This window comes from Sporosarcina sp. NPDC096371 (assembly GCF_044762865.1).
Lineage (GTDB): Bacteria > Bacillota > Bacilli > Bacillales_A > Planococcaceae > Sporosarcina.
In genome coordinates, this window is sequence record NZ_JBIWFE010000002.1 from 288,747 (window position 1) to 305,569 (window position 16,823).

At 41.9% G+C, this 16,823-nt stretch carries 18 protein-coding genes; all 18 read left to right on the forward strand.

The window, feature by feature from the left end:
* Positions 1-19 precede the first annotated feature (19 nt).
* The 18 genes from ACIQ0H_RS07345 to ACIQ0H_RS07430 all read left to right on the forward strand — a co-directional run bounded on the left by ACIQ0H_RS07345 (position 20) and on the right by ACIQ0H_RS07430 (position 16,797).
* Complete coding sequence (locus tag ACIQ0H_RS07345) at positions 20-1,186, forward strand: saccharopine dehydrogenase family protein (RefSeq protein WP_403412898.1); 1,167 nt, start codon at positions 20-22, stop codon at positions 1,184-1,186.
* A gap of 15 nt (positions 1,187-1,201) precedes the next feature.
* On the forward strand, positions 1,202-2,392 hold the full coding sequence (locus tag ACIQ0H_RS07350; protein WP_403412900.1) for an acyl-CoA dehydrogenase family protein: 1,191 nt from the start codon (positions 1,202-1,204) through the stop codon (positions 2,390-2,392).
* A gap of 190 nt (positions 2,393-2,582) precedes the next feature.
* A complete protein-coding gene (locus ACIQ0H_RS07355) occupies positions 2,583-2,810 on the forward strand; it encodes a hypothetical protein (protein WP_403412902.1) in 228 nt (75 codons plus the stop codon).
* Between the two features lie 61 nt (positions 2,811-2,871).
* Positions 2,872-3,570: an AIM24 family protein gene (locus ACIQ0H_RS07360; RefSeq protein ID WP_403412904.1), complete on the forward strand. Its 699-nt coding sequence runs from the start codon at positions 2,872-2,874 to the stop codon at positions 3,568-3,570.
* Positions 3,571-3,694: 124 nt separating this feature from the next.
* Positions 3,695-4,870, forward strand: coding sequence for an aminotransferase class I/II-fold pyridoxal phosphate-dependent enzyme (locus ACIQ0H_RS07365; RefSeq protein WP_403412906.1), 1,176 nt, complete (start codon positions 3,695-3,697; stop codon positions 4,868-4,870).
* Positions 4,871-5,096: 226 nt separating this feature from the next.
* Entirely contained in the window at positions 5,097-5,462 is a 366-nt protein-coding gene (locus ACIQ0H_RS07370; protein WP_403413443.1) for a DUF2089 domain-containing protein, read from the forward strand.
* Between the two features lie 12 nt (positions 5,463-5,474).
* The gene (locus tag ACIQ0H_RS07375) at positions 5,475-5,861 is read left to right on the forward strand and encodes a hypothetical protein (RefSeq protein ID WP_403412908.1); all 387 of its coding nucleotides are present in this window, start codon (positions 5,475-5,477) and stop codon (positions 5,859-5,861) included.
* 9 nt (positions 5,862-5,870) lie between these two features.
* The gene (locus ACIQ0H_RS07380; RefSeq protein WP_403412910.1) at positions 5,871-6,152 is read left to right on the forward strand and encodes a hypothetical protein; all 282 of its coding nucleotides are present in this window, start codon (positions 5,871-5,873) and stop codon (positions 6,150-6,152) included.
* A gap of 330 nt (positions 6,153-6,482) precedes the next feature.
* Positions 6,483-8,216 (forward strand): ABC transporter ATP-binding protein, encoded by a 1,734-nt coding sequence (locus ACIQ0H_RS07385; protein ID WP_403412912.1) that lies wholly within the window; start codon positions 6,483-6,485, stop codon positions 8,214-8,216.
* Between the two features lie 481 nt (positions 8,217-8,697).
* Complete coding sequence (locus ACIQ0H_RS07390; protein ID WP_403412914.1) at positions 8,698-9,357, forward strand: GntR family transcriptional regulator; 660 nt, start codon at positions 8,698-8,700, stop codon at positions 9,355-9,357.
* Positions 9,358-9,448: 91 nt separating this feature from the next.
* Positions 9,449-10,750, forward strand: a complete 1,302-nt coding sequence (locus ACIQ0H_RS07395) for an MFS transporter (RefSeq protein WP_403412916.1) — start codon at positions 9,449-9,451, stop codon at positions 10,748-10,750.
* A 57-nt stretch (positions 10,751-10,807) separates the two neighbouring features.
* Positions 10,808-11,593, forward strand: a complete 786-nt coding sequence (locus ACIQ0H_RS07400) for a carbon-nitrogen family hydrolase (RefSeq protein ID WP_403412918.1) — start codon at positions 10,808-10,810, stop codon at positions 11,591-11,593.
* A gap of 21 nt (positions 11,594-11,614) precedes the next feature.
* Positions 11,615-12,304, forward strand: a complete 690-nt coding sequence (locus tag ACIQ0H_RS07405) for a DUF2848 domain-containing protein (protein ID WP_403412920.1) — start codon at positions 11,615-11,617, stop codon at positions 12,302-12,304.
* A gap of 45 nt (positions 12,305-12,349) precedes the next feature.
* Positions 12,350-12,697: a cupin domain-containing protein gene (locus ACIQ0H_RS07410; protein ID WP_403412922.1), complete on the forward strand. Its 348-nt coding sequence runs from the start codon at positions 12,350-12,352 to the stop codon at positions 12,695-12,697.
* Positions 12,698-13,088: 391 nt separating this feature from the next.
* Positions 13,089-13,820 carry a class I SAM-dependent methyltransferase gene (locus ACIQ0H_RS07415; RefSeq protein WP_403412924.1) on the forward strand — a complete coding sequence of 244 codons (732 nt, stop codon included), beginning with the start codon at positions 13,089-13,091 and terminating at the stop codon, positions 13,818-13,820.
* 63 nt (positions 13,821-13,883) lie between these two features.
* Positions 13,884-14,003 (forward strand): RAxF-45 family protein, encoded by a 120-nt coding sequence (locus ACIQ0H_RS07420; protein WP_403413445.1) that lies wholly within the window; start codon positions 13,884-13,886, stop codon positions 14,001-14,003.
* Between the two features lie 147 nt (positions 14,004-14,150).
* Complete coding sequence (gene abc-f / locus ACIQ0H_RS07425) at positions 14,151-16,016, forward strand: ribosomal protection-like ABC-F family protein (protein ID WP_403413446.1); 1,866 nt, start codon at positions 14,151-14,153, stop codon at positions 16,014-16,016.
* Between the two features lie 211 nt (positions 16,017-16,227).
* Positions 16,228-16,797, forward strand: a complete 570-nt coding sequence (locus tag ACIQ0H_RS07430) for a TetR/AcrR family transcriptional regulator (RefSeq protein ID WP_403412926.1) — start codon at positions 16,228-16,230, stop codon at positions 16,795-16,797.
* The last annotated feature ends 26 nt before the right edge of the window (positions 16,798-16,823 follow it).

Consider the following 16,823-nt stretch of genomic DNA (forward strand, 5'->3'; position numbering starts at 1 on the left):
TAGGTAAGGAGATGAAAATATGAAAGTCGTCATACTCGGTGCGGGTTTGATGGGAAAAGAGGCGGCGCGTGATCTTGTGAAGAGTGATGATGTTGACAAAGTGTATTTGGCGGACTTGAATGTTAAGCCTGCGGAAGAATTCGCGGAGGGGCTAATGTCTGAAAAACTCGATATTCTATTGCTTGATGCGAAAAATGATGTGCAATTGCGCGATGTCATGTCACTTGGCGATGTCGTTATCAATGCACTGTTCTATACATTTAATGAAAAAGTAGCGCGGATGGCTGTGGAAATCGGTGTTCATTCCGTCGATCTTGGTGGCCATATTGGCGGTGCAACAGACGCAGTACTAGGTCTTGTAAAACAGGCAGAAGCGAAAGGGATAACGATTATTCCGGATCTTGGTGTGGCGCCTGGGATGATCAATATTTTGACGGGTTACGGGGCAGAAAAGCTCGATAAAGCCGAGTCGATTCACATATATGTCGGTGGCATTCCTGTAAAGCCGGAGCCGCCGCTCAATTACAATGTCGTCTTTTCGTTGGAAGGTGTATTTGACCATTATACAGACCCTTCTCACGCCATTCGTGATGGTCAGCTGGTAGAAATCCCTTCGTTGTCCGAGATTGAACCGATCTATTTCGACAAATATGGTGAACTAGAAGCATTCCATACATCGGGCGGTACATCGACTTTGACAAAATCGTTCCCCACTGTCAACACCCTTGAATATAAGACAATTCGTTATAAAGGACATGCGGAAAAGTTTCAGTTACTTGTCGATCTTGGTTTATTGGCACGTGATAATGAAGTGGTAGTTGCCGGCAATGCAGTTAAAGTCCGCGATGTCATGCGGGAACAATTGTCACCACAACTACGACTGGGTAATAAATTGGACGCGGTATTGTTGCGAGTGATTGTCAGTGGCCAGAAGAACGGGTCTCCTGTTACGTATACGTACGATTTGATCACGGAAAAAGATACGACGGTCAATGAAACAGCGATGGCACGGGCAACAGCGAATACCATTTCGGTTGTAGCGCAGATGATTGGCAACGGCACGATTACGAAGCGCGGCGTCCATCCGCCAGAAAATATCGTGCCAGGTGCTTTATATATTGAAGAGATGAAAAAACGTGGGGTTCTCATTGTGGAAACGGTTGAGGCGAACAATGCCTCTGCTTAAGGGAGGGATATAAAAATGGACTTCGGATTCACGGAAGAGCAAAGCATGCTGAGGAAAACGGCGCGTCAGTTTGTGGATGACGAAATCATACCGCATATCCAGAAGTGGGATGCGGAGGGTGGGTTTGATCCGGGCATTTGGAAAAAGCTCGCGAATATAGGTTTCATGGGTGTTTGTGTGCCTGAACAATATGGCGGTAGTGGTATGGATTATAATTCACTGGCAATTTTATGTGAAGAATTGGAACGGGGGGATACGGCGTTTCGAACGGCGGTCTCTGTTCATATTGGTTTAAATTCGATGACGCTTATGCAGTGGGGGACTGAAGAGCAGAAACAGAAATATTTAATCTCGCAGGCTAAGGGTGAGAAAATAGGCGCTTTTGGATTGACGGAACCTGGCGCGGGATCCGATGTGGCGGCAATGGCGACGACCGCTGTGAGAGACGGAGATCACTATGTATTGAATGGCCAGAAAACATGGATTTCTCTTTGTGATGTGGCGGATCATTTCCTCGTTTTTGCGTATACGGATAAGACGAAAAAGCACCATGGGATTAGTGCGTTCATCGTCGAACGGACAACGCCAGGCTTTTCATCCAAGGCGATTAAAGGCAAGTACGGGATTCGTGCGGGGAATACGGGCGAGTTGTTTTTCGAGGATATGCGTGTACCGGCCGCCAATCTATTGGGCGCGGAAGGCGAAGGCTTTAAAATTGCAATGGCGGCACTTGATAACGGTCGCTTCACGGTCGCAGCGGGAGCGGTTGGATTAATCATGGGTTGCCTTGAAGAAAGTGTGAAGTATTGTCAGGCACGCGAAACCTTCGGCAAGTCGATTGGTAAACACCAGCTTGTGCAGCAAATGATTGCGAATATGGAAGCCGGCTATCAGATGAGCCGTCTGCTTGTTTACAGGGCAGGTGAGCTGAAAAATAAAGGTCTACGCAACACGCGTGAGACGTCGCTTGCGAAATGGCAAGCCTGTGATTTTGCCAATAAAGCGGCGGATGATGCTTTCCAAATTCATGGTGCTTATGGCTATTCAGATGAATATCCAGTAGCGCGGTTCTTGCGTAATTCAAAGGCACCTGTCATTTACGAAGGAACGCGCGAAATTCATACGATTATGCAGGCGGAATATGTGCTTGGCTATCGAGAGGATAAAAAATTGAGCAATATGTTACCGGAATGGCCGTTTCAGTGAGTGTGAAATCCTGGAGGGAAGTCTCTTCGGGATTATTTCTTGTTGAAAGGGTGTGTCGAAGGTCCTGATTCGCTGATAAGTGATTGGTGGGCGCCGATAAATCGATCTTGAACGCCGATAAATGACTAGCGAACGCCAAAATAATTTGTTTTGGGACTTCGTTGAGGGATTATTGATTAGGGGGGATGATTTGAAAGAGTTACTCGATTTTCTAAATAAACTAGAGGACAAGAAAATATACTATAAGTTGGATAAAGTTAGAAATGAGTCGATTATGGTAGAGGTAGCCGTTCCGGGTGAACGGTGGGAAGTAGAGTTTATGGACGACGGCACGATAGAAATTGAAAAGTTTATAGTTGATGGCGATATGTATGAAGGAAGTGAGTTGAAATATTTATTTGAAAATTTTAGTGATTGAATCTTTCTTCAATCATTAACGTATGTATAGGCAGTGTGAGTTGCTGAAAGGGGAGTTATAGATGGGGAAATATACGATTAGTGAATTCATTAAACAGACGAAGCAAGATGAGCAGGTCAGAGAGAATTTTGAATTGGAAACACCACGTATTTTAGAAGTGAATTTAACAGACCTTGTGTGGGCGAAGACGGGCTCTATGATTTCCTATACGGGGCAGATTAAGTTCGAACGAGAAAGAATCCTCGAACATGGTGTGGGCATGATGTTCAAAAAAGCGCTTACGGGTGAAGGTACTTCGTTAATGAAGGCAACGGGCAATGGCCGGCTATATTTGGCGGATCAAGGAAAAAAGATCACCATTTTTGACTTGAATAATGAAGCAATCACGGTCAATGGTAATGATCTTCTAGCGTTTGAACCTAGCATTGAGTGGGATATAAAACTCATGCGAAAAGTGGCTGGTATGATGTCGGGTGGATTGTTTAACGTTACGTTGCGAGGAACGGGCAAGGTTGCCATCACAACCCATTTCGAGCCATTAACGTTACTTGTGCGTCCGGGAGAGTCTGTCATTACAGATCCGAATGCAACTGTCGCTTGGTCTGGTCACTTAACACCAGAATTCCGCACAGATATCAGTTTCCGGACGTTCCTAGGTCGTGGTAGCGGAGAATCTATTCAAATGGAGTTTAAGGGTGAAGGTTTTGTCATTATTCAACCGTTTGAAGAAGTCTACATGACCAATAATAGTTCTTCCTAAGTGTGTAGCAAAGAAAGTTTGGGGCTAGGGGGATTGATCTTTCTAGTCTTTTTTGCAGTAGTCCCGCAGTTTGTGATAAACTATTCCCTAAAAACAATTGCTCACAAACAAGGAGTGCTTTTCATTGAAGATTGAACCTTCGTTAAAAATGTCTATTTTTGAACCTGCTATTTTCGGAGATTTAAAAGCAGCTGCCGAAGCGAAAAAAGCAACTGGCGCTGAAGTTATCGATTTGAGTCTTGGAAGTCCAGATCTTCCTCCAGATGAAAAAGTGAGACGTGTTTTATCTGAACAAAGCGCTTTGGCGACTACATACGGTTACACACTAAGTGGAACAAAACGATTTAATGAAGCGGTTGCGAATTATTACAAACGACGTTCCAACGTTACGCTCAACCCTGAAACGGAAATCATTCAAACAATGGGGTCACAAGAAGGATTGGTCCATTTACCGCTAGCCTTTTGTAATGAAGGGGATATCGTACTGACAACGAACCCTGCCTATGTGGCATATGATGCGGGCATTAAGCTTGCCGGTGCAGTTCCTCATTATATGCCGTTGCGTGCGGACAACGGATTCTTACCTAATTTTGATGAAATACCAGAAGAGATTGCACAAAAAGCGAAGCTGCTCATTTTGAATTTGCCGGGTAATCCAGTGCCCGCTTTGCCTGATGCAACTTTCTTTGATAAAGTCATCGCGTTTGCAAGGAAATATAACATCCTTGTTCTTCACGACGCAGCCTATTCGGAATATTATTTTAGCGGTGATTCCCCGATCAGTTTCCTATCGACTACGGGTGCGATGGAAGTTGGAATGGAAATCAATTCTTTATCGAAAAGCTTTAGTCTCGCAGGTGCGCGCATTGCCTATATTGTGGGGAATGCGGAGATGATCAGTATTATCAAGCAGCTGAAATCAAACTTAGATTTCGGGACATTTGGACCGATTCAAGAAGCAGCTGTGACTGCACTTGATAATGCCGAAGAAATTACAGACCGTTTGCGCAAGGAATTTTCAGAACGCCACAACGTGTTAATGAACGGATTAACCGAAATTGGCTGGTCTGTAACCCCTTCGAACGGGGGGATGTTCGTTTGGGCAAAATATCCGTATGACATGGACGACAAGGCATTCGTTTTCAAAGCGATTGAGCAATGTGGCGTCGTCATGGTTCCTGGAAGCATATTTGGCTCTGAAGGTGCCGGATTTGTGCGGCTGGCGCTTGTACAGAAAGTAGAAGCATTGCGAAAAGCGGTCGATCAATTGAGCGAGTTAGAAATTCATTCATTGAAATAAAAAAAGGTTAGAAAGGACGTGCCATCGTCTTTTCTAACCTTTTTAAGTTGTGGAATTAGGGGTGTCCATAAAATTTATTGATTTTGTTATTGTATTTGTTTGTTGATTTGCATTTGTAAATTGATTTATTTAATATGGATATTAATAATATTGATTTTGGTCGTTGATTCGATTGATTATTTATTGTATGATGAATACAAATGAAAGGAGGGAACTAAAGTCTATCATGGCCTATCAAGTTATTAGTCAATGTCCTGTTTGTAGTGAAACACTAAAAATTACGAAGCTCCATTGTTCGTCTTGCCACACCACCATTGAAAATGAATTCGAATTGTCTAAACTGGCATCGTTATCGAATGATCAACTTCGTTTTGTCGAAGTATTTCTGACATGTAGGGGAAACATTAAGGAAGTTGAAAAAGAACTGGGAATATCTTATCCAACGGTGCGTGGCAAACTGAATGACGTTGTTAGTTCCCTTGGTTACGAAACGAAGAAGAAAAATGAAGTAGATGAGAAAAAGGTAGTGGCGATGTTGGAAAGTGGAGAAATAACTCCGGAAGAAGCCATTAAGCTATTAAAAGACGAATAGGAGGAATGAACATTGAGTGCAGAAATTGAAAAAATAATAACGATGGTACAAGAGGGGAAAGTTGATGCAGCGAAAGCATCAGAACTCATCCAAGTATTAAAAAATCGAGAATCTGGCAGTAATCTTTTGTCTAAATCACCTGTATATGCTGATAAGACGCTGAAAGTCCGTGTCGTATCTGCGGAAAACGACAATGTTTCAGTTAATGTTCCCATTAAACTTGTAAAAGTTGTTTTATTGGCCGGGCATAACATCGCTGCTAGTATCCCACAATCGGAAAAGTATGTAAAAGATATCGATATCGGCTTACTTCTGGATGCGATTGAGAATGAATTGGATGGTCAAATTGTTGATGTTAAATCTGCAAATGGCGATACAATTTCAGTTACGATTGAATAGGGTATCCATATGCTAAACGTAAAGGTGAAAACAAATGCAGTTCGACTCTCCATTCCAGTTCCTTATGTGATTCTCAATATTGGTATTTCTATCATTTCTTCAGAACTTGTTAATCGACTTATCAACAAATGGGTGAAGGAGTCTATGAAGGAAAAAGAACAAACATTTACGATGCCGCTATTGAATAAAAAAGAACTCAAAAGTATCGTGAATGAACTAAGAAAACACAAAGGGCTTAGACTAGTCGATGTCAAAGCGAAGGATGGCACGGAAGTTGTTATTAGGTTATAAGCTGCTTGATAAACTGAATGTACTGTCTCGCCGATAAGTGACGTTGCGGCTTGACTATTGTTCAACGAACACAAGTTAATCCATATACTTTGCGACCACTGTCTAATTCCTAAAGTTCTTCGGTCTTAAGAACTTGAATGGTCTTCTCAGCGGTCTTTTTATCGTTGGGAGTGGGTCTGATTGCCGATTTCCTTCGCACGGATGTATTCAACATAAACAGTTAGATTTATATATTCCGAGCGACAAAGTGAAGTTTGTTGATATTGAGTTTACATAAATCTGTTAAAATAAACTTATCAACAAAGATTCAACGGATTGAGGTTATGCACAATGGAAAAGAAACAAGTCGGCTTGAAGCCGTTTTTCTCTCTTATTTTATCCACAGGAATTCCGAAGCTCGCTTTAACAGTCGGTTTAACGGCGGGTGTGTTGACAACGCTTGCGGGCTTGGTTGTTCCGTTATTAACGAAAAATCTAGTGGATGGTTTTTCAGTTGCTTCGCTAAGTGTCCCGATTATGATTGCAATTGGGGTAGCATTTATTCTCCAAGCGGTGATTGATGGGGTGTCCATTTATTTACTCAGTTATGTAGGGCAGAAAGTAGTGGCTAGGCTAAGAGAGCAGATGTGGACAAAACTGATTCGTTTGCCTGTCAGCCACTTCGATAAAGAATCCAGTGGTGAAACGGTGAGCCGTGTTGTCAATGATACTGGCATTGTTAAAGAATTGATTACACAACATTTTCCGCAATTCATTACAGGTATCATTTCAATTATCGGTGCGGTGATCATTCTACTTGTGATGGACTGGAAGATGACGCTCATTATGTTGATTTCGGTGCCAATTACAGTAGCGATTATGATTCCATTAGGAACTAGAATGGCAAAGATTTCTCGCGGCTTGCAGGACGAAACAGCTGTATTTACAGGTCATATTCAACAGACGCTTGGTGAAATCCGCTTAATGAAGGCTTCTAATGCGGAAGTGAATGAAGAAGCGAGTGGAAAAGCTGGAATTGACAAGTTATTCAAATTTGGTTTGAAGGAAGCTCGAATTACTGCATTGATTGCTCCTTTTATGTACTTGGTTATCATGGTCGTCATTGTCATGATTATTGGATATGGTGGTATGCGTGTTGCGAGTGGCACGATGTCTACAGGTGAACTTGTTGCGTTCTTACTATACTTGTTCCAAATCATTTTCCCAATTACATCCTTTGCGATGTTCTTCACGCAGTTGCAAAAGGCAAAAGGCGCAACAGAGCGCATTATCGACATTTTGGAACTACCATTGGAAGAAGGGCAAGATGGTTTGGCGATGGATATTGCGGGCAAACCTGTTCAAGTTATGGGTGTATCGTTTGCCTATGAAGAAGATGAGCCTGTCATTGGAAATGTGTCTTTTGAAGCGCAACCAGGTGAAATGATTGCCTTTGCCGGACCAAGTGGTGGAGGGAAAACGACAATGTTTGGGTTGCTGGAACGTTTCTATGAACCGACAGCTGGTGAAATTCGAATTGGTGACACGCCTATTAAAGAGATGTCAATGGCGTCATGGCGCAGTCAAATTGGTTACGTATCACAAGAAAGTGCGATGATGGCTGGGACGATTCGTGAAAATTTATGCTACGGTCTAAAGGATATGGAAAGTATTCCGGATGAAAGACTGTGGGAAGTCACTGAAATGGCCTATGCGGATGAATTTATTAAAGGATTTTCGAAAGGCTTGGACACAGAAGTCGGTGAGCGCGGCGTCAAACTTTCGGGAGGACAAAGGCAGCGCATTGCTATTGCTCGAGCATTTTTACGAGATCCTAAAATATTGATGATGGACGAAGCAACTGCGAGCCTTGATAGCCAATCGGAAGGCGTTGTACAAGATGCGCTCACACGTCTAATGGAAGGGCGTACAACTTTTGTCATTGCTCACAGGTTATCAACAATTGTCGATGCAGATAAAATTATTTTCATCGAGAATGGGCAAGTAACAGGTAGTGGCACACATCAGGAATTGACGCAATCTCATGCGTTGTACCGGGAATTTGCGGAACAACAGTTGGCGTAGAGAGATCGATTACGAGTGACTGCTATTACCCTTTATCAAACGGAAACGGTCACTCGACAATACTAAATAACCCGCGGTACGGTATCTTTTCTCCGTGCAACGGGTTATTTTTCATCATGTGAAAATGGTTCAGCTTTTACTAAAATAGTGTAAATTGAAGCATTGAGCAGTTCACGTCGCCTAACTTGAATAATAGGACACTACATTAGGGAGGTTATAATTTATAAAAATACAGCTTGAATATCTTATCTTTGGCTTTACTTTTTGTTCTTCTTTTTAGTTTTCAAGAAGGGAATTGAGAAATCATATACAAAGGAAATTATTTTTTTTTTTTGGAAATAGGTTCGAGAAGAAGGGGTGTATCACGCGAAACTGCCCCTTTTAATTAGTTTGAAAGGGATTGACAAAAGAAACAAGAGATACTAGAATGAAAATTAAGATTTCTCTGGTATGCCACATACCAGGAAGGGGGAGATGAAAAATGAGCCTATTTGAAGTACAGCAATCTCTTTCTCTAAAACAACAAGCCTATGAAGGGATCAAAAATGCAATTGTTTTGCATGAAATACCTCCTGGAAGTGCTTTGTTTGAAAGAGATCTAAGCGAAAACTTGAAAATCAGTAGAACACCAGTGAGGGAAGCGATTCTTTTATTAGAGATGGAAGGGTGGCTGACGTCGATACCGAGAAAAGGTACTTTTGTAAGTAAAATAACGACGTCGGATGTTGAAGAAGTAATTCAAATTAGGAAAGCGCTTGAGCTTCTAGTTATCGAGCTACTTATCCCCAAGATTACGGAGGGGGATGTCAAACAGCTTCATGAAATTTATGTGAAACAGCTTGATTATGTAAAAGACAATGGACAATTTATTTCGATAGATAAGGATTTTCATATTTATCTAGCTGAACTGAGTGGCAACCAGCGTTTGATAAATTTAATGGGTACAATAAGTGATCAAATTAGGTGGTTTGGTGTCAGTGCATTGAATTTGCCGAATCGGAACGAACAAACATTAAAAGAGCATGCATGGATCATTGAATGCTTAAAAAATAAAGAAGTTGAAAAAGCAAAAGAGGCTGTGTCAGAGCATATCGAGCATACTCGTTTGGCTATTCTATCCAGTGTCGGCTTAAGTGAATAAGGGATGATTACGAATCTTATTGTTTTAATGGGGGAACGATAAGAATCGGATGAAATGTATGCGTTTACATTCGAAGGGGGAGGGGAAATATATGTCCAAGGTATCTGCAGCAAAGTTAGTAGAAGAGGCGATGGATCAAGAAATTAAAAAACCATCACGCGTCCGATGGTGGTTGGCTTTTATGTTTTTCCTTATTGGATTGATTGCTTATATGGATCGGTCTAACATTGCCATAATTGCCAAGCCGATGATGGAAGATTTGAATATGAGCAAGGTTCAATTTGGTATGTTGGCATCAATATTTTCTTTAGGATATGCGCTTTCTCAAATTCCTGCTGGAATCATTGCGGAGCGTATTGGGGCAAGGAAGATTGTGATGATTGCCTTAATTTGGTGGTCAGTATTTACGGGGTTAACGGCGATTGTTAAATCTCATGGGTTATTAGCGCTTGTACGTTTTATGTTTGGGGTTGGGGAAGGGCCGATGTATCCGGGGAACGTAGTATTTAATACACATTGGTTTGCGCAACAGGAAAAAGGGAGGGCCGCAAGTGCGTTGTTAGCTGGATCTTATTTTGGTCCAGTGATTGCCCCTGTGATAACTGTCGCTATTTTTCAAGCATGGGGATGGCAAGCTGTTTTTTATATCTTTGGAGCGGTGGGCATACTGGCTGCATTAATCTGGTATGTAGTTGGTCGCGATAGACCAGAGGAACATCCATTGGTAAACAAGCAAGAACTAAAAGTAATTATGGAGAATCGAGCGGTTAAAGGAGACAAAAAGGCTCTTGCACCTTGGAAAAAATTCTTGAAAAATGGTCGGTTCTGGGCGCTTGGTATTCAATACTTTGTTGTTTTGTATATTATCACCTTCTTTCTAGTTTGGCTGCCAACCTATTTGATGGAAGCTAGAAACTTTTCGCTAGGCGATATGGGATTCGCAGCGAGTTTACCATGGTTAGGCATATTTATCACGGTTATGACAGGTGGAGCAATTTCCGATATGTTAGTGAAAAAAGGGAAATCAAAAATGATTGCACGGGGTTCGCTTGCGATAGCTGGGTTAGTGGTCTTCGCAGGATCCATGTATTTGGCGGCGTATGCTACGATTCCGTGGATGAATGTAGTATGGTTGACAATTTCGTTAGGTGCACTCGGATTTCCGGTGATCGCTTCATGGTCAGCGGTCATGGATTTGGGGAATGAATTTTCTGGTTCTGTATCCGGCTGGATGAATCTTTGGGGAAATCTTGGCGCTTTTGTATCTCCCGTTTTGTGTGGATGGCTTGCTCAAAACATTGGCTGGGAGGCTACTTTATTAGTGAGTATTGTACCTGTTGCATTTGCTATTATTCTTTGGTTTGTTGTTCGTCCAGATCGAGCATTGGTATAACTATTTAGCTATTGTGGCATGCCACATACCACAGTGGAAATAGAGGGGGAAATGAAATTGAAGTATGCAATTTATCAAATGGATATTATAGCTGGAAAGCCGTCTGAAAACAGGGGGAAAGTAAAGGAGTGGGTGGAAAAGACAATGGAATCCATCTCCCCGGATATTCTTGTTCTGCCTGAGATGTGGACGACCGGTTATAACTTAGCTGTTCTGGAGGAAGTGGCGGAAGAGAACGGGCAGGATACAGTTCCGTTTTTAGCAGAGCTTGCGAAAAGGTTTAATGTGAATATTATTGGCGGTTCTGTAGCTAATAAAAAGAATGATCGTATTTATAACTCTTCTTTTGTGGTGAACCGGTTGGGGGAACTCATCTATGAATACGATAAAATTCATCTTGTCCCAATGTTGGATGAACATCTTTATTTAGAAGGTGGAAAGAAAAAAGTACGTGTATTTGAATTGGACGGCGTTAAGATGGGCGTAATTATTTGCTACGACTTACGTTTCCCGGAACTTTCGAGAGAATTGGCGCTTCAAGGAGCTGAAGTGCTCCATGTTGTGGCGGAGTGGCCAACAGCTAGAAAAGAGCACTGGCATGCATTACAAAAAGCGCGAGCCATTGAAAATCAAATGTTTGTCGTTTCATGTAATTCTGTCGGGGAGTATAACAATGTTGAATATGCCGGGATGTCTATGATTATAGATCCATGGGGAAGTGAATTATCAGTAGGAAAAGAACAGCGCGAAGAAACGATCGTAAATGATGTATCTTTGGATCTCGTTGCAAAAATACGAAAAGATGTACCCGTATTTTCAAGCAGAGTACCAGAATTATACTAATGAATAAGGACGTGACGAAGAATGGAAAACAAATTGATACTAAACATTCAAGATAGTGATAGAAAATTAGAACTTAGCGTGAAAAACATATTTAATGCAGGTTATGCAGGAGTGAATCAGGAAAAAGTACAAGCGCATATCGATGAATTGTCGGAGTTAGGCGTTAAAATTCCTTCAACTATTCCAACATTGTATCCAGTGTCGAATCAGTTGGCTACCTATTCAGACACTATTCAAGTTCAGCATCAGGAAACAAGCGGAGAAATTGAGTACGTAGTAATCTGGTCGAATAACACAATGTATGTCACCGTGGGGAGCGATCATACTGACCGGAAACTTGAAACCTTCAGTGTCGCAATGTCTAAGCAAGCATGCCCCAATATTTTAGCGCAAGAGGTTTGGAAATTTGAAGATGTAGCGAATCATTGGGATCAAATTGAATTAACATGTTGGATCAAATCAAACGGCAAAGAAGAGCTATATCAAAAAGGTACTTGCGGTGATCTTATGTCTCCAAAAGCTTTAATTGAGAACTTCGAAGAAATGGAAATTAATCGGGATGGAAATGTTTTTTATTCAGGAACTATTGGAACAGTCGGAAGTTCGTTGGCGTATGGAGATGAGTATGTAATTGAAATGAAAGATCCCGTACTAGATCGAGTGATAACTCATCACTATCGATTGGAATATTTGCAAGAAGAGATAGGATAAGGCGGTAGGAAGTTTCCGATAAAATTGCTTGATGGAGGGGTTACTTTGTCCAGACCAAAAGTAGAGTTTACTAAATATCAAGATTTTCTAGCAGAACCGATCGAAGGCCCAGTGAAAGGCTTGAATCAAAGAGTTATTTCGCAAGACCCTGAATCAAAAAATCTTTGTCGTATTCTTGAATTTGAGCCTGGTACAGACACTTCGCCAAATGGTGTCCAGATACATGATTATTGGGAAGAGTTATATATTGTTGAGGGTTCAGTGATCGATTTAACATTAAGCAAGGAATTTACTAAAGGAATGGTAGCATCCCGGCCGCCTGGAATGGAGCACGGGCCTTGGAAATCTATACAGGGCTGTACAATGTTTGAAGTGCGTTATTATAAAAAGTGATGTTGAATTTTTAGCGTCAGGTGCCTATTAGGTTAAAATAAATTCAGGTACAAACCATTCCAGTCACTCAACTTTCGTACTTAAATACAGTATGGTGGTGTGAGAGGTCGGGAGTTAGTAGCACTTGATTTGACGAACTGACAGAAATATATGCCATGTATCGGGAATTTGCGGAGCAACAATAGGGGAGGTCAGATTCTCTATGCCGGTCATAAAGTTTAAAATGAGGGGAGTGCTGAATCATTGCGATTCGGCACTCTTTTTTAGCAGCTTCAAACCATCAAAGTTTCGATGCAATTAGGCCGTGGTGTAATTGATCTACCAGCTTGTTGAATTTTGTGTGAATGGTATTATGGAAGAATAGAGTTCTAATGCATAGGAGATGTTTGGGATGAAACAAAACAAATATGATGATGAACATTTTTTCACGGAATATAAAAAAATGGAGCGCTCTGTCAAAGGGCTTGAAGCGGCAGGGGAATGGCATATGTTTGAGCCGTTATTGCCGACATTACAAGGTAAAACGGTGCTAGATTTAGGCTGCGGTTTTGGCTGGCACTGTCGCTATGCTCGTGAACAGCAGGCAAGCTCAGTGATAGGCGTCGATTTATCTGCCAACATGCTGCAACAAGCACGCGAATTAACGGATGATCTCGGAATTACGTATGTCCAGCTTCCGATTGAGGAAATTGCGTTTGACGATGAACAATTTGACGTGGTCATTAGTTCATTAGCATTCCACTACATCAAATCATTTGAGGATATTTGTAAGAAGGTGTTCGATTATTTAAAGCCAGGTGGCACGTTCGTTTTTTCGGTAGAACATCCAATATTCACTGCCCGTGATGAACAAGATTGGTATTATGACGATCAAGGAAACCGTCTGCATTGGCCTGTGGACCATTATCAGACTGAGGGATTGCGAACAACATCATTTTTGGCGGACAATGTTATGAAGTATCATCGCACGTTGTCCACATATATGAATAATCTAATTGCAGCTGGTTTTACGTTAGCGGCTGTAAAGGAGTCGGTGCCGTCCGAGGCCATGTTGAAGGAAATTCCAGGAATGGAAGACGAAAATCGCAGACCGATGTTTTTAATCATCTCAGCAAGAAAATAGTGTGAATTAGTGCAGGGATATGTTAAACTATTCTCACTAGTAGTGAAACGGAGGTGAGGAATGATGTTAGATACTGTGTATGCACGTGAAAGTTTGTTGGAATATTTAGCTACTTCATGTGCGATTACTCATGAAATTTCGCCTAACGGGATACGTCTGTCCTTTTTTAGCCAATTTCAGTAATCACACAGCTGTTTAGCACTCATTCCTTACGAGAATTTTTTAAGGGAAAGATCGCTGAAAAGCGGTCTTTTTTGTGTTGTTTAGGCACCTTGCGCTTTTCAGGAGTTGCTTCCAGCTGTGACCACAGAACGAAGGGAAGCGGAAAATATGATCTGTACAATACAACAAATTAGCAAAATGCTAGGTGGAAATACAATATTTGAAAATCTTTCATTAGACATCAAAACAGGAGATAAATTAGGTGTCGTTGGACGCAATGGTAGTGGGAAAACAACATTATTTAAGCTTATTGCAGGAGCGGAACGACCAGATAGCGGTGCGCTACATTTTAAAAAGGGAACGAAAATTGGTTATTTAGCGCAAATCCCTTCATTCGCCAAAGAAACGACGGGCCTTGATGTGCTGAATAGCGCATTTGAAGAGTTAAAGGCTATGCAGGCGAAAATGGCGCAGTTGGAAGTAGAACTTGCTACTCCCCAGCATGATGATATGAGTAAATTGCTACATCAATATGGAGATCTGCAGGAAGAATTTGCTCGGCGTGACGGCTATGCCATCGATTCGGAAATCGATAAGGTAGTCAATGGTTTGCAACTACAAGCATTTGTAGGGAGATCTTTCGGACAGCTCAGTGGGGGCGAACAAACGAAGATTATGCTTGGCAAGCTGTTATTGACGAAGCCCGATTTACTGTTATTGGATGAACCTACGAATCACTTGGATTTATTCGCAGTCGAGTGGTTGGAGGAGTATTTAACGGAGTATCAGGGAACAGTTGTCATCGTTTCGCATGACCGTTACTTTTTAGATTGTGTCGTAACGAAGGTTGCTGATTTGGAAGAGGGAGAACTTCACCTTTATTACGGAAATTACTCGGCTTTCCTTCAAGAAAAAGAACAGCGGCTAATGCGAGAATTTCAAGATTACGAAGAGCAGCAAAAGAAGATTAAAAAGATGAAAGAAGCTATTAAACGGCTTCGGCTGTGGGCTAACGAGGCCAATCCTCCAAATGCGGCCTTACACCGACGAGCACGTAATATGGAACGGGCGTTGGAACGAATGGAAAAGGTACGAAAGCCGTTGATCGATCCGAAGAAAATGGCGTTGTCGTTTGAAGCTGCACCCCGAAGTGGCAAGGAAGTGGTTGTCATGGAAGGTATTACGAAATCATTCGGGCAACAGCCATTATTGAAAGAAGCCGATTTTCATGTCTACTGGAAGGATCGAACGGCAATTGTTGGCCGCAACGGTAGTGGGAAATCGACGATTTTGAAGATTTTATTAGGCGAGTTGCCGGTGGATAGTGGTCTTAGCAAATTGGGGAGCAATGTGAAAGTAGGATTCCTGTCACAGCATTTTGAAATTGCTGATCCGAAAGCCCGTCTTATCGATGTTTTTCGTGCAGATGTCCAAGTGGCAGAGGGAGAGTCGCGTCATCTATTAGCAAAATTCATGTTTTACGGGCCGGATGTGTTCAAGCGCATTGGTGATTTAAGTGGTGGGGAACGGATGCGACTTCGTTTGGCGCAGCTCATGCATCAAGATATCAATTGCCTTGTGTTGGATGAACCGACGAACCATCTGGATATTGAATCACGCGAAGTGCTTGAAGAAGCGCTGGAAGATTTCACAGGTACCATCATTGCGGTTTCACATGACCGTTACTTTTTGAATAAATTATTCACACGCACAGCGTGGCTGGAAGACGGCGTGATTACGACGTTTGACGGTCCGTATAATTGGGCACGTGACAAATGGCAGGAGCTTCAAAGTCGCATGGTGGTTGAAATAACCGAGCCAGTGTCAATAGAGGTGCGGAAACCGAAAAAAGAAGTGGCAACTGTAAATGTAGAAGAAGAAATTGCAAAGCTTGAACTTGCTGTCACTTCATTAGAAGAAGAGATGGAATGTGAAACGGATTGGGAGAAGTATGAATTATTAACGGCGGAAGTGACTGTTATGAAGGAACAATTGGAGTCCTACTATGATAGTTGGATGAATGAAGCAGAATAATTGTTGAAGCCTGGAGAAGGAGTGACCCTTTTCTGGGTTTTTTTATTGCATCCAAAATCCTATTTCACTAATGAACAAACTTTGAATGCCAATCATAGTTCATTCCAAATAAAAAGCTTGCATCATTCCCCTATCCGGCGTAATATAATGACTGTGTGACCGGAATTGTATTTCGGTCAGTAAATGAATCCCTTCAAAGTGAGGTGGAGAAATGGATCGCAGGCAAGAGATTTTAGAGGCGGCAGCAAAGTCATTTTCGCTTTTCGGCTACAAAGCAACGACGATGGATCAAGTGGCCAAGATTGCGAACGTTGGCAAAGGAACCATTTATACGTTTTTTGCCAACAAGGAAGAGTTGTTCAATGCAATTGTTGTGAAAATGATCCATGAGATGCGAGTGGAAGCAGATTCGGTTGCTGTTGAAGGTGCATCCTTTGAACAAAATGCACATGCTAGGCTCATGCGTATGCTTAAATTCCGTGAAACGCACCAATTGTACGCCATGCTTGTGGATGAAGAGAAAGAACTTCGGACACCAGCAGTGATTGAAGTGCTTGTAACAATAGAACAAGAAATTGTTTCTTATATCAAAAATAAGATTGAAAAGGCGGTAGCTAGGGGTGAGTTGAAACCTTGTGATTCCGAGCTTGTCGCTTATTTGCTGTTTAAAGCATACATGGCACTTGTGGCTGATTGGGGAAAAAACCATGATACGGAACTTGAAGAACAGCGTATTGTTGCATTATTGAGTGGGACCATTTTCAAAAGTCTCTTAGTCTGAGACTTGTTTTTTTATTCGTTAATGAC

Bases quoted from the DNA above. Each gene is read 5' to 3' on its own strand.
- ACIQ0H_RS07345 (WP_403412898.1), top strand. From the start codon at position 20: ATGAAAGTCGTCATACTCGGTGCGGGTTTGATGGGAAAAGAGGCGGCG.
- ACIQ0H_RS07350 (WP_403412900.1), top strand. From the start codon at position 1,202: ATGGACTTCGGATTCACGGAAGAGCAAAGCATGCTGAGGAAAACGGCG.
- ACIQ0H_RS07360 (WP_403412904.1), top strand. From the start codon at position 2,872: ATGGGGAAATATACGATTAGTGAATTCATTAAACAGACGAAGCAAGAT.
- ACIQ0H_RS07370 (WP_403413443.1), top strand. From the start codon at position 5,097: ATGGCCTATCAAGTTATTAGTCAATGTCCTGTTTGTAGTGAAACACTA.
- ACIQ0H_RS07380 (WP_403412910.1), top strand. From the start codon at position 5,871: ATGCTAAACGTAAAGGTGAAAACAAATGCAGTTCGACTCTCCATTCCA.
- ACIQ0H_RS07385 (WP_403412912.1), top strand. From the start codon at position 6,483: ATGGAAAAGAAACAAGTCGGCTTGAAGCCGTTTTTCTCTCTTATTTTA.
- ACIQ0H_RS07390 (WP_403412914.1), top strand. From the start codon at position 8,698: ATGAGCCTATTTGAAGTACAGCAATCTCTTTCTCTAAAACAACAAGCC.
- ACIQ0H_RS07395 (WP_403412916.1), top strand. From the start codon at position 9,449: ATGTCCAAGGTATCTGCAGCAAAGTTAGTAGAAGAGGCGATGGATCAA.
- ACIQ0H_RS07405 (WP_403412920.1), top strand. From the start codon at position 11,615: ATGGAAAACAAATTGATACTAAACATTCAAGATAGTGATAGAAAATTA.
- ACIQ0H_RS07415 (WP_403412924.1), top strand. From the start codon at position 13,089: ATGAAACAAAACAAATATGATGATGAACATTTTTTCACGGAATATAAA.
- ACIQ0H_RS07420 (WP_403413445.1), top strand. From the start codon at position 13,884: ATGTTAGATACTGTGTATGCACGTGAAAGTTTGTTGGAATATTTAGCT.
- abc-f (WP_403413446.1), top strand. From the start codon at position 14,151: ATGATCTGTACAATACAACAAATTAGCAAAATGCTAGGTGGAAATACA.
- ACIQ0H_RS07430 (WP_403412926.1), top strand. From the start codon at position 16,228: ATGGATCGCAGGCAAGAGATTTTAGAGGCGGCAGCAAAGTCATTTTCG.